Origin of the sequence: Rheinheimera tilapiae, assembly GCF_042432165.1 — a bacterium.
GTDB lineage: Bacteria > Pseudomonadota > Gammaproteobacteria > Enterobacterales > Alteromonadaceae > Pararheinheimera > Pararheinheimera tilapiae.
Window position 1 is genome coordinate 172,822 of sequence record NZ_JBHLXP010000004.1, and the last position, 12,525, is coordinate 185,346.

Below are 12,525 nucleotides of genomic sequence, written 5' to 3' on the forward strand. Positions count from 1 at the left end.
GGCGTTACAGCAATGGCTGGCCGCGTCTGCGTTGAACCAGCAAACGCTGTTTGAAGTCGCCAAGTTATGGGACAAGATGGATGCACTCAGCCGTTTATCTGACCTGTTTCCAGCGGTAGAACCGAAAATCAGCCAACAGTCGCGGCCACTGAGTGGTCTGGCGATGGCCGCCTCTGCGGCAGCGGTGCTGCTGCTTGGCGCGTTTTTCTATCGGGGTGATCTGAGTCAGTTGAATACAGACCCATCCTCCGCCGTGGTGGCGATGGAGGCGACTTATCAGACGCGCGTTGGCGAAAACAATACTATTGAATTACCCGACCACAGCAAGCTGGTGCTGAATACCAATAGTTTTGTCGTGGTGCGCTATAGCGCGGGCGCCCGGGTGATTGAACTGCAGCGCGGTGAAATCAATATCGACGTGGCGCATGATACATCACGGCCACTCAGTGTCATTGCCGGTGGCAAGATCATTCAGGCAGTCGGCACGGCGTTTAACGTTGATTTACGGCAGGACCATGTTGAACTGATTGTCACTGACGGCAAAGTATTGGTCGGCAGCAATGCCGGTGCCGATATGCCAACGCCACAGGCACTGGCAAAACGGTTGCCACAAACCGCTTTGGCCATTTCCAAAGGCGAGCGGGTTGATTTGGACCCTCGTGGTAAAGCGCGCGAACAGGTGCAAAAAATCGATGCGGTGGAACTGGCTGCCAGTTTGTCGTGGCGCTCCGGCAACCTGATTTTCCGCGGTGAAAATCTGCAGGACGCATTGGCCGAAATCAGCCGCTATACCGATATTCAGTTCGAGCTGGCTGATGATGCCAAGCTGAAAACCATCCATGTCGCCGGCATGTTTAAAACCGGTGATGTGAATGGCTTGCTGGAGATCTTCCGCAGTAATTTTAACATCAGCCATGAGCGGCTGAGTCGCGACAAAATTCTGCTGAAATACGCCGGCTAAACCGCAAACGTGAACAAACCCTGGTATCGGCCTGTCTGCGGGCGGTCCGATACCAGCCGCCACACTGCTGTCTTCAATCGCTTGATAAGGAACCTACCCGATGACGTTATCCGTCACTGGCGCGCCGTCGCGCCCGCATATTGTGAATTCTGCCAGCTCTGGCGGCACTCTGCTGTATATCACTTTTATCTCGGCAGTGGCCGCCATTGGCGGTTTCCTGTTTGGTTTTGACTCTGGCGTGATCAACGGCACTGTGACTGCGCTCAGCAAAGCCTTTCAGTCGGATTCTGTCGCCACCGGTTTTAATGTGGCGTCGGTGTTATTGGGCTGTGCGCTGGGTGCTTTATTGGCAGGGCCAGCCGCGGACCGATATGGGCGCAAACCGGTGATGCTGATCACAGCGCTGGTGTTTGCCATCAGCGCTTGGGGCTCAGGTGATGCCAACAGCGCCGCCGTATTTATCTGGTATCGGTTGTTAGGCGGACTGGCGATTGGCGCGGCATCGGTACTGGTCCCGGCCTATATTTCCGAAGTGGCACCACCGGCTTACCGTGGCCGGCTGGCGACTTTGCAGCAATTGGCGATAGTGCTCGGCTTGTTTGCCGCTTTTGTCAGTAATTACCTGATCGCTGCGAGCGCAGGCAGTGCCGAAGCGTTGTTCTGGCTCGGGTTACCGGCGTGGCGCTGGATGTTCTGGATGGAATTATTGCCGTCGTTGTTGTTTTTGCTTGGGGTGTTTTTTATTCCGGAATCGCCGCGTTATCTGGTGGCGCAAGGCCGGCTGGTGCAGGCGCAACAAGTATTCAGCCGGATTTGTCCGGGCAGCGAAGCCAACCAAATCGCTCTGGTGCAGCAGTCATTGGCTGGTGAAACCAAGCCGGGTCTGGCTGATTTTCTTGTAGCCGGTAGCCGCAAGGTTCATCCGGTCATTTGGGTTGGCATTGCTTTATCGGTGTTTCAGCAATTCGTCGGTATTAATGTGGTGTTTTATTACGGTGCAGAGCTGTGGCAGGCAGCGGGTTTTGATGAATCACAGTCACTGTTTATTAATATCGTGGCCGGTACCACCAATATCATTTCCACTTTTGTCGCCATTGCGCTGATTGATAAAGTCGGCCGCCGGCCTCTGCTGCTGGTAGGCAGTCTCGGCATGTTTATCAGTCTGGCGGTGCTGGCGATTATCTTTGGCACCGCCGGCCTCGATGCTGCCGGTAAGCTGCAACTGACCGACCAAACCGGGTTGCTGGCGCTCGTTACAGCGAATTTGTTTGTGGTGTTTTTTGGCATCAGCTGGGGGCCGGTGGTTTGGGTACTGCTCGGCGAAATGTTTAATAACCGCATTCGTGGTGCAGCGCTGGCCGTGGCGGCGAGTGCGCAGTGGTTGGCTAATTTTGCTATTACCATGACGTTCCCGATCTTATTGGGTTCAGTTGGCCTCGCCGGTGCTTATGGCTTTTATGCGCTGTCGGCGTTGATTAGTCTGTTTTTTGTCATGCGTTTTGTTCGCGAAACGCGTGGGAAACAGCTCGAAGAGATGTAACGGGTCGTGCTGGCAGGGTGAGGCAGGCTTCAGGGTTGGGATCTGGAGCCTGCCGCTGGTGATGCCGGCCAAGGGTCGGCATACGCCGGATTGGTGATAAAGTGCGGGTCGGTCAGGCTTTGTAAAAAGGCCAGTACTGCGGCGCGCTCTTCTGCTGTTAAATCAAAACCTTTAACAAAATTACTTTTGGCCGGGTGCAACCGACCATCGCCTGGCCATGCCCCCTCGCGGGTCTGACGCCCGCCTTGTTGATAGATATCCAGCACATCCTCCAGCGTCGCGACACTGCCGTCGTGCATATAAGGCGCGGTCAGCGCGATGTTACGCAGCGTCGGTGCCCGAAAGCGACCGTCATCATCGGGTTGCATCGTTAGTTCAGCTAAACCGCGATCTTTATCCGGATAACCCTGCCCTGCCACTTGCTGGCGGCCGGTGAAATATAAGCCGGTATTGTGAAAAGGCCGACGGTCCAGCGGCTGCTTTTCATGGCTGGTCGACTGGGTGAAATTAAAACCGCCATGACAATGATGACATTCCAACCGTTCCGAAAAAAACAGATTCATGCCGTCGATTTGCTGCGGCGTTAAGGCGCTGTCATCGCCCTGATAGGCATAGCGGTCAAACGGCGCCTGCAAGGACACCAGGCTGCGGACAAAACTGGCTAAGGCCTGAGTCACGCGCTGAAAATCTACTGCTTCATCACCAAAAGCGGCTTCGAACAAGGCCGGATAAGGCCCTCGCTTTAGTTGCTGCAGCACTTGCTGTTCATGGCCGCTGATGCCGAGTTCAACCGGCTGCTCGCCAAACATCGGGATCAGCAGCTGCTGCTCTATCTGCTGCAGGTCCGGATGCGCCCAGGTCAGCGTTTTGTTATAGGCCACATTGACCAATGCTAAGGCATTACGGCGGTGTTGCTCGCCGGTGCTGCCGGCGGAAACAGCCTGAGGTTCGGCAAAGGCAAAGGCCTGTTGATGGCAACTGGCACAGCTTTGCTGACCATTACCGGACAAGGCTTTGTCATAAAACAAATACCGGCCCAGTTCAGCTTTGGCGGCGGACATCGGATTGTCTGCCGGCACGGCGGGTTTGGGAAAGCCCTCAGGCAGTGGCCACTGATATGGCAGTGGCGCCGGCGTGCAGCTGCTAAGCAGCACCAGCAAAGCAGCGCTTTGCATCAACCTAAACAGTCTTAGCGTAATTGCCATAAGCCATCCACTGCAGTGGCGCCAATTCCGAGCCGCGGCAGTAACTGCTGACAACTGCGGGTTTGTGGATCAGACATACAGGAATTCTCCCCGTTTGCCCCAAAATCCTGCAGCAACGGCGCGAGGTCGAGGACCAGCTGTGGCTGGCCGCTATACTGCAAGCTGACTTGCAGCTGATTGGGCTGCTGGCAAGGCGTAGTTGGAGCGCGCATCACACTGGGACCACTGCAGCCGGTTGAGCCCAGATGCAGCGACCAGTTGGCGTGGCCGGTCAGGTCGAGCCGCAGGAATTTGTAGCCGTGTTGCCAGCTCCAGTGCATGTCGGTTTGTTGCAGTGGCGCTTTTGCCACGAGTGGATTTTGATGATTCAGGTCTAGCGGTACGCCAAGGCTGAAACTGAGCGGGCCCTTTGTTAATGCGCTGGCCAGCGGAATGTGCCATTGACCGGCATCGTTGCTTTGGCAGTCGATGCCAAGCAGCACCAGCCGGTCATTGCTGTAAGGCCCGGGCGTCAGCGCGATTGGTTTGGTCTGACTGAAATCGCTTAAAAACAGCTGTAACTGCGCCAGCTGAAACGTCTGATCGTTTAGCGTCAGATTGGAATCGCAGCGCAGCGGCTGACCTTGCCATTGCAGCTGTAATTGCAGGGGTATTGGGGTTTGCGGTTGGCAACCGGTAAGCGCGAACAGCAGAAAAATTGCGCAATAATTAATAATTTGTTTACTGTTTCGCATTTTCGTATTTATATATTGCAGTCAGATCCACCTTAACAAATAGCGGATAAAACGCAATGTTTTTACCTGCTTCGCCGGAGTGTCCAGCATGCAAAATCATCGCGCTATCAGCCAATTCGCCCTGTGCTTCAGTGCCTTGTTCAGCGCTGCCGTACTGAGCCATGCTGAACATGACCGCGCCCGTTTTGTATCGCCAACTGGCAAAGATGCCGGCCGTTGTGACAGTCCGGTACGCGCCTGTCAGACCATCAGCTATGCCGTGCAGCAAGCCAGCAAAGGCGACCGGGTGTTGGTGGCGGAAGGCCGGTATGCCATCCAGGATGCCGACGATTTATTTTATCTGAGCAGCAAGCTGGTGCCGGTGCTGGGCGGCTACAACAAGTTTGATCATTTCCTTGACCAGGCGCCCGGCATCAACCCGACCATTCTGACCGGCGTACCGGACGCTTATATCGGCCAGCTGCAGCTGCAAGGATTTGTCGTGGTCAACGACGGTTTCTCGCAGCGTTTTGCTGACAGTGCCGCGCTGGAACATACCCAGCAGCAACTGCAACAAAGCCAGGGGCCCACGCCTTGTGTTGACGGCAAAGCCGGTATTTATCCTTGTAAAAGCATTGATTTAGTCAGTCATGTTGCGCTGGCGGATATCAGTCTGAAACCGGGCGCGGCTAACGATATCTGGGGTCATACCGACCTGAATACCGGCACTGAATACGCCATTATCGGCCTTAATAACGGCACCGCCGTGTTTAGCCTCGCTGATCCGGCCGCACCCAAAGAGATTGGCGCTATTGCCGGCAGTCCCACGTCCTGGCGCGATATTAAAGTGTTGCAGTTTTACGACAACAGCCTGGCGCGCTGGCGGGCCTATGCTTATGTCAGCTCTGAAGGTTCGGACAATATTCAGATCCTGGATTTAAACCAGTTACCAGGCTCGGTACGGCTGATCGCGGCGGATAAAGCCGTCACGTCAGCGCATAACGTTTATATCAGCCATGTTGATTACACCACCAATACCGCGCTGGATGGTCTGGAACCGACACTACACATCGTTGGGCAAGAAGCTGTTGGTGGTGCTTTTACCACTTATGGCCTGAAAAACCCTGAAGCCTTAACCCCTTATTTCCTTAACGGCAGCAGCGTGCGCGCTGACTATACCCATGATGCCGCATCGATGGTGGTCGACGACAACCGCGCGCAGCAGGGTTGTCAGCGCAATAGCTGTACCGTGCTGATGGATTTTAATGAACAGTCGGTGCGGTTATGGGATATCACCACGCTGACTGGTGCCGGCGCACTGGCCGATTTAACTTACCCGAATGCGAGTTATGTCCACTCTGGCTGGTGGAGCGAAGATAAACGTTTTGTATTTATTCACGACGAGCTGGATGAGCGCAACCAGGGCCTGAATACCACAGTGCGGGTGATGAACGTCGACAATCTGAAACAGCCGGTCATCGTCAAAGAATGGACCGGGCCGACCCGCGCTATCGACCACAACGGCTATACCCGCGGCAATCGCTATTACATCTCGAATTATCAGCGTGGCACTACCATTCTGGATATCACCAATCCGGCCAATCCGGTGGAAGCAGGATTTTTTGACTCTTTCCCGTCCAGCGATAGCGCGGCTTTTAATGGTGTGTGGGGCACTTACCCGTACTTACCCTCCGGACTGGTGATTTCAGCGGATATCAACAGTGGTCTCTTTGTGCTGCGTGACCAGACTAAACAAAGCGCCGCCGGTCAGGTTAGTTTTGCTAGCGCAGCCAGCAGCCTGAAAGCCGGTGAAACGGCAGTACTCAAAGTGCGCCGGCCGGCCGGCAGCGGCGCTGTCAGTGTCGGCTGGGAGACGCTGAATGGTTTTGGCATCAGCCAAAGTAGCCAGCTGGGAAAAGGCCGGCTCAGTTGGGCTGCGGGTGACTTCGCCGACAAAGAGATCCGCATTGCCGGTAATACACAGTGGGCCAGCCATGCCAGCTTTTTTGTCCGTCTGTTTGACCCACAAAACGGTCTGACGTTGGGGGCGCCGTCTTATCATCAGGTGACTATTGGCAGTGCCGGCGCGCAACAAGGCGCGGCTGGGTTCCAGCAGACCAATATTTTGTTGGAAGAAAATGGTGGCCCGGTCAGCGTGAAAATTGGCCGCTTTGCCGGCAGCAGCGGTGCGCTGACCGTCAGCTACCAGCTCAAAGACGACAGCGCCAAAACCGGCACGGATATTCAGCAAAGCAGCGGCGAACTGAGCTGGGCCGATGGCGACACCGCAGATAAGTCGATCACGCTGACACCTATTGACGACAGCCTGCTGGAAAACGAAGAGCAGCTGACTTTGCAACTAAGCGGCACAGTCGTTACCGATCGCGCCAGCTTGCTGGTGAAAATTCGCGACAACGAACAAAACCGTAAGCCGGAAGTGAAAGTCGGCTTTCCTACTGAAGTGAATGCCGGTGCGCAGGTCACGTTAAAAGCAGAAGGGACAGATCCAGATGGTGATGCGTTGACCTACAGCTGGACTCAGGTCAGCGGCGACAGCGTGACCCTGAGCAATGCCACGACCGACAGTGCCAGCTTTATCGCACCCAACCGCGACGCCGATCTACAGTTCAGTGTCAGCGTGATGGATAGTCGTGGTTTGGGTACCTCGGTGACCTTCGCGATTAAAGTCAAAGGCACTGTCACCACGACACCGGTGAATAATGGCAGTTCTGGTGGCTCGGGCGGGGCTTTGGGTTTTGCCGTGTTGCTGCTGGCATTGTTCAGACGCCGCAGTTAACCCGCTTCGTTATTGCACCGGCCGCTCAGCTGCTTTTTCCGCGGACTGGGCGCGCCGGCCAATAGTGCTTAATGTCTGCAGCTAACCACTGTGATACGCTTGCGTTTTTTGCCGGAGTATCGCTTTGTCTCATTCTACGCAACCGCAGGACCATCCGGTTAAAGGCATTCTGGCGATGCTGCTCGCTGTGCTGATGTTTTCCGGCATGGACGCGGCGATGAAAACGCTGACTGAACACTACAGCGCCATGCAAATCACCTTTTTCCGCGCCGCCTGCGCCTGGCCTTTTATTGTGCTCTGGTTAGCCACCACAGGCCGGTTACAGCATTTGTTGCAGGCGCGTTGGTCGTTGCATTTACTGCGCGCCGTGCTGGGCATTGTGATGCTGGCGTCTTTTATTCATGCGGTGAGTTTGTTATCGCTGGCAGACACTTACAGTATTTTCTTTGCCGCACCGTTAATCATTACGTTGCTGTCGGTCTGGTGGTTAAAAGATCAGGTGAATAGCCGCCAGTGGGTAGCGATTGTGATTGGTCTGGCGGCGGTGATTTATATGCTCAAACCGTCCGGTGACGGGTTGCTGAGCCTCGGCGCGCTGATGGCGCTGCTGTCTGCGGTGTGTTACGCCATTTCGGCGATCACAGTGCGGGTACTGGCGAAATCGGATTATGCCGGCAATATGGTGTTCTGGTTAATGACGATGATTGGCATCGGCGCCGGCCTGCTGGCATTGCCAGACTGGCAACCGCTGCAGTGGTCGTTGTGGCCGTATTTTCTGGCGATTGGTATCACCGGCGCTATTGGTCAGGTGTTTATCACCGAAGCCTTTCGGCTGGCACCGCCGTCAGTCATTGCGCCATTTGAATACACCGCGCTGGTCTGGGGTTTAGGCTTTGATATTGTGTTGTGGCAAGTCTGGCCAACCGCCAGCATGATGCTGGGGGCGGCCGTGATTATGCTCAGCGGGCTTTATCTGATTTGGCAGCAACAGCGCAGTTAAGTCAGGCGGAACAAAGTCTTGCACCCCTTCGGAACTGCTTTCGTCGTGGGCTTTCGAACTTATGGTTGCCACACCCGCTTGAGCTGCACCCCCAGCCAATTGCGCTGCGTGCCTCTGGCCGATTCGATGTACCGGCTGATAAACCAGATCACCATGGGTACCAACAATACGGCCGCCACAATTGCAGCAGCCAGGTGCTCTTTCGCCGGAAAAACAGCCATCACCAGATATAACAACGGCATGTGCAACAGATACAGCGAAAAGGTATGGGCTGATATTTCCCTGATCCAGCGCTGAACCCTGGCTGATAAATTGAAGTCGACGGATTTGCAGATTTTGTTCACGCACAAAATGTGGATAACGATGCAAACCGTTAAAAAATAATCAGTGAAAAAATGTTGTGCTGTTTCCAGTATCAAACCTTGTTGCATCCATTGTGCAGCGATATTGGCCGTCAGGTTAAAGCTGTGCTCCCATGCATCGGTTGAGCCGACCCCGATGGCAATCACAGAAAAGCAAAACCCGATCACTGCAACAGGCAGTGAGATTTGCAACCGGTCTTTCATCCGGAAGCACCAGACGCCGGCCAGCCAGACTGGCAGATACAACAAGATACTGAATCCCATCAACAGCAGGATTGGCAGCAGATAAAACCAGCGACGCCAACCGGTGACGTAAAACATCACACCAAAGAATAGGTAATACAATACCTCGTATCCCATTGACCAATAAGGCATATCAATAAGAATTCTTGTTTCCGTCCAGCTTTGATTGGTAAATGTCAGGGCGCTGAAAAGAGTTTGCCCCATGCCGGAAAATGTCGGTTGGAGATCAGCGATACTTGCCGGGTTGTAGGCTTGAATAAAGGCATAGATCATAAAAGTCAGCAGAATAGCCGGCACGGCAACTGAATAAATCCGCACGGTTCTGTTGATGACATAATCAAATGCTGATTCTTGTTTATCCGTGCAGACAAAGGCAATGACAAACCCTGACAGGACAAAAAAGAACACCACAGCCTCATGGCCAAAACCGGCGAGTTGCCAGAAATAGCCATCAACAAAGTGTGGCAGATGCGACAAGAATACCAGTGCTGCTGCGATAAACCGAAATACGTCAAGATACAGCGATAACTGCCTGTTCATAATCGCAGGTCCGCCACCAATAGGCCATGCCGCAGTGGTTCAGCTTCGTGTGATGGTTCGCGGTAAGGGTCTGCTAATGCCGCTTGTTGCCAGGCCATCATGCCTGGTAACTGCAGCAACCGGTCAACATAAGCCTGGGCCGCGGCGGGTAATGGTAAGCCATAACTTTGCACCCGAAAGGCCACAGGCGCAAAAAACGCATCGACGGCGCTGAAGGCACTACCGGCCAGAAATGGGCCGCCAAATTGCTGTAAACCTTGTTGCCACAATTCGCTGATCCGGTCCAAATCGGCTTGTAATGCCGGGCTGATTTGATGCAATTTTATCCGGATGCCCACGCTCATTGGACAAGTACCGCGCAAGTTACTGAAGCCGGCGTGCATTTCACTGGCAACACAACGGGCAAAAGTGCGCGCTTTGCTGTCCGCCGGCCAGACGCCCGGATGCCGCTCGGCCAGATATTCGATAATCGCCAATGATTCCCAAATAACATCGCTGTCGTGATGCAGACACGGTACTTTGCCGTTCGGCGCAAAGTGACGGAACTTCGTGTGATTCACCGGCCCGTCAAAGCGACTTTGTTGTTCAGTAAATGGAATGCCGAGTTCAGTCAGCAGCAGCCAGGGCCGCAGGCTCCAGGATGAATAGTTTTTGTCGGCGATAAATAATTGATACATGGAGACTTCCTGCGTAGCTGATACAGCTGATTAACATACGCTGCGTGCATGACGGATTCAAGTCTGCCGCTCAGCGTGATTGCGGTGATGAGAGCGGTGGTTGTAACACCGGATAGCTCTGATAAAAGCGCTGCAATTCGCCGCTTTTTTCCAACCGCTCTATTCGCTGGTCCCAATACTGCTTTAACCTTCGGCCTTTATCGGTAGGACTGAAACCGGCATAGACCGGCACAGTCGCCAGCCATTGCTGCTGCAGACCAGATTTTTTCAATTGCTGCTGTAACTCAGGCGTAGCCAGATCGCCGCGTTCTGCCAGATAAACATCAATCCGGCCGGCCAATAACAACTGAATGGCGTGCGCCGGGTTGCTTACTTCATAACCCTGGTTACTAATTTGCAGCACCGCACCGTAATTGTATGATTTTTCCCAGCCCAAATGCAGAGACGACAGCCGGGGTTTGCTCAGATCGGTCAGCTGAAGGCGCGTGGGCTGAAATACTGCCAGCACAGTGTCAGCATCATAAGGCAGATTGGATGACTCCAGCGCAAAGGCCTGAATATCCGCCTGCGTCAGGCCAAAAGATAAATCAGCCTGACCACGTTGCACTGCAAGCCAGGCGCGCCCCAGATGATTGTGCCGGATCACCAGCGGATAGTCGGCGGCGGGTAATACCAATCGCGCCAGCGCAAAATAAGCGCCAGAGCCGTCGGCGTTGGTAAAACCCGGCCACAGACTGGTTTCAATAATCACAGGATGGGCAGACAACCAACTGCTCAGGCAGAGCAGTAGCACGCTGCAAATATGTTTCATGGCTGGCTCCGGCAGCGCACAGGGAGCAATGAAACAAGCCTAGTTCAGTGTGCCGTGAATGACCACGGCACACGCAGTGAATATTACTGATCCGTTTTTTGTTGTGCGGCTTTACGCGCAGCGGATTGTTTTTCAGTTAATGCTTTTATTTTCGGCATCAGACTTTGCATCTGCTGCTGCATCATCACCATAGTGCCCTGCATTAACTCCGGCTGGCGCTTCAGCATTTTCTGGCCGGCGGGTGACTGATAAAACTCAATAATGTCCTGCAGTTCCGCTTCGCTAAATACACTGCCATATAAGGCGATAAGCGGCTCTTCCATCTTGTCCCAAGACAACTCCGCACGTACCAAGGCATTCATTTCCTGCATATCCTGCTGGATTTGTGGATCTTTGCTGATATCAAGGCCACTACTGGCCAACATCTGTGCTGTCATCTGGTCCATGTTCTGATAGGCCTGATCCATCATGTTGGCGGCTTCGGTGACCTGCAGAAATTTCTCAATGGTGGTGCGGGTGGCAGGTTCAGCCTGTACCTGCAGACTGAATAACAGGACTGTGGCACAGCTGAATAATTTCATACGCATTCGACTTCTCCTTATCGGTTGGTTGACGTTGTTACTTTGCTGGAAAAATAACAAGTGTGCAACCAACTATTAGCGTTGAAGTCTCTGTTGTAACAGTTCGACAAAGCGCCGCACTTTCAATGGCCGGTGCAGGCCAGGCGGATAGACTGCATAGATACCGCCGACGGGTAAATGCCAGTCCGGCAGCACATGCACCAACTGCCCGGCTGCAATCAGTGGTCTTGCTGTGTAGTCGGTTAAAATACCCAAGCCAGCATGGTTTAATAACAGCGCCTGAATACTGGCGGTTGAACTGACAGCGAAGCGGCTGTGAAACTGCAACTCGGCCAGCTGGTCGGCCTGGCGCATGGACCAATGCAATGGGGTGCGTAACTGATTAAAGGCAATCAGTGAATGTGTGCTGAGATGTTCCGGTTGCATGATTGGCGGGTGCTGCGCCAGATATTGTGGCGTGGCCAACAGCCACTGGTTAAAGTCACTCAGTTTGTGTGCCTTTAAACTGGAATCGCGCAACCAGCCGCCGCGGATCGCCAGATCTATCCCTTCGCGCACTAAATCACGCACCTGATCGCTGCTGCGAAGTTCAATCTGTAGCGCCGGATGTTGCTGGCCGAATTCCAGTAGCACCGGTAACAAAATCTGGTTGGCATAATCTTCCGGCGCGGTCAGGACCAACTTGCCGCTTAATGCCGTGTCGGGGTGCTGCAGCTGTTGCAATTCAAGTTGCAGCTGATCAAATAGCGGCAGACATTGCGCCACCATCTGCTCGCCGGCCGCAGTCAGGCTCACTTGCCGCGTCGTGCGGCGAAATAAGGCAACACCTAGCTGTTGTTCCAGCGTTTTGATTTGCAAACTGATTTTGGTTTTGGTGCAGCCCAAGCGTTCGGCGGCCGCGGTAAAACTGCCACTTTGGGCCAGCGCCTGCACCAGTTGCAGGCTGTTCAAGTCCAGCATTTATGTTCCTGCGATGTGATTGTTTTGATAATCGTGACAGTGAATTGCAGATTGAGCTATTTTTCATCATTAATCAACCACCGATAATGGCACCCATACCGGTTAGCACCAGCGGGTGCCGGCCAAAATCAGTCG

The 12,525-nt window shown here is 53.9% G+C and carries 11 protein-coding genes; 4 read left to right on the top strand and 7 right to left on the bottom strand.

The window, feature by feature from the left end; all coding sequences use genetic code 11:
- Positions 1-961: FecR family protein (locus tag ACFFJP_RS15655; protein WP_377246150.1), on the top strand; the 961-nt coding region annotated here is incomplete at its 5' end.
- A 100-nt stretch (positions 962-1,061) separates the two neighbouring features.
- Entirely contained in the window at positions 1,062-2,501 is a 1,440-nt protein-coding gene (locus tag ACFFJP_RS15660; protein WP_377246153.1) for a sugar porter family MFS transporter, read from the top strand.
- 29 nt (positions 2,502-2,530) lie between these two features.
- Here the strand turns inward: ACFFJP_RS15660 and ACFFJP_RS15665 are convergent, their stop codons facing one another.
- Positions 2,531-3,676, bottom strand: coding sequence for an MbnH family di-heme enzyme (locus ACFFJP_RS15665; protein WP_377246156.1), 1,146 nt, complete (start codon positions 3,674-3,676; stop codon positions 2,531-2,533).
- Positions 3,677-3,690: 14 nt separating this feature from the next.
- Positions 3,691-4,440 (bottom strand): MbnP family copper-binding protein, encoded by a 750-nt coding sequence (locus tag ACFFJP_RS15670; RefSeq protein WP_377246159.1) that lies wholly within the window; start codon positions 4,438-4,440, stop codon positions 3,691-3,693.
- Between the two features lie 88 nt (positions 4,441-4,528).
- Between ACFFJP_RS15670 and ACFFJP_RS15675 the strand changes: the two genes are divergently transcribed.
- Both ACFFJP_RS15675 and ACFFJP_RS15680 read left to right on the top strand, forming a co-directional pair.
- On the top strand, positions 4,529-7,216 hold the full coding sequence (locus ACFFJP_RS15675) for a choice-of-anchor B family protein (protein ID WP_377246162.1): 2,688 nt from the start codon (positions 4,529-4,531) through the stop codon (positions 7,214-7,216).
- 124 nt (positions 7,217-7,340) lie between these two features.
- Complete coding sequence (locus ACFFJP_RS15680) at positions 7,341-8,216, top strand: DMT family transporter (RefSeq protein WP_377246165.1); 876 nt, start codon at positions 7,341-7,343, stop codon at positions 8,214-8,216.
- A 59-nt stretch (positions 8,217-8,275) separates the two neighbouring features.
- Here the strand turns inward: ACFFJP_RS15680 and ACFFJP_RS15685 are convergent, their stop codons facing one another.
- The 5 genes from ACFFJP_RS15685 to ACFFJP_RS15705 form a co-directional block, all read right to left on the bottom strand.
- Positions 8,276-9,361 (bottom strand): acyltransferase family protein, encoded by a 1,086-nt coding sequence (locus ACFFJP_RS15685; RefSeq protein WP_377246168.1) that lies wholly within the window; start codon positions 9,359-9,361, stop codon positions 8,276-8,278.
- Positions 9,358-10,038 (bottom strand): glutathione S-transferase family protein, encoded by a 681-nt coding sequence (locus tag ACFFJP_RS15690; protein ID WP_377246171.1) that lies wholly within the window; start codon positions 10,036-10,038, stop codon positions 9,358-9,360. The genes ACFFJP_RS15685 and ACFFJP_RS15690 overlap by 4 nt, the downstream gene beginning before the upstream one ends.
- Before the next feature lie 70 nt (positions 10,039-10,108).
- On the bottom strand, positions 10,109-10,849 hold the full coding sequence (locus ACFFJP_RS15695) for a substrate-binding periplasmic protein (protein ID WP_377246174.1): 741 nt from the start codon (positions 10,847-10,849) through the stop codon (positions 10,109-10,111).
- Between the two features lie 83 nt (positions 10,850-10,932).
- Entirely contained in the window at positions 10,933-11,436 is a 504-nt protein-coding gene (locus tag ACFFJP_RS15700; protein ID WP_377246176.1) for a DUF2059 domain-containing protein, read from the bottom strand.
- 69 nt (positions 11,437-11,505) lie between these two features.
- Positions 11,506-12,390, bottom strand: a complete 885-nt coding sequence (locus ACFFJP_RS15705) for a LysR family transcriptional regulator (protein WP_377246179.1) — start codon at positions 12,388-12,390, stop codon at positions 11,506-11,508.
- Positions 12,391-12,525 lie beyond the last annotated feature (135 nt).

Coding starts and splice junctions, on each gene's coding strand:
- ACFFJP_RS15690 (WP_377246171.1), bottom strand. CDS start 10,038: ATGTATCAATTATTTATCGCCGACAAAAACTATTCATCCTGGAGCCTG.
- ACFFJP_RS15665 (WP_377246156.1), bottom strand. CDS start 3,676: ATGCAAAGCGCTGCTTTGCTGGTGCTGCTTAGCAGCTGCACGCCGGCG.
- ACFFJP_RS15670 (WP_377246159.1), bottom strand. CDS start 4,440: ATGCGAAACAGTAAACAAATTATTAATTATTGCGCAATTTTTCTGCTG.
- ACFFJP_RS15685 (WP_377246168.1), bottom strand. CDS start 9,361: ATGAACAGGCAGTTATCGCTGTATCTTGACGTATTTCGGTTTATCGCA.
- ACFFJP_RS15695 (WP_377246174.1), bottom strand. CDS start 10,849: ATGAAACATATTTGCAGCGTGCTACTGCTCTGCCTGAGCAGTTGGTTG.
- ACFFJP_RS15675 (WP_377246162.1), top strand. CDS start 4,529: ATGCAAAATCATCGCGCTATCAGCCAATTCGCCCTGTGCTTCAGTGCC.
- ACFFJP_RS15700 (WP_377246176.1), bottom strand. CDS start 11,436: ATGCGTATGAAATTATTCAGCTGTGCCACAGTCCTGTTATTCAGTCTG.
- ACFFJP_RS15705 (WP_377246179.1), bottom strand. CDS start 12,390: ATGCTGGACTTGAACAGCCTGCAACTGGTGCAGGCGCTGGCCCAAAGT.
- ACFFJP_RS15660 (WP_377246153.1), top strand. CDS start 1,062: ATGACGTTATCCGTCACTGGCGCGCCGTCGCGCCCGCATATTGTGAAT.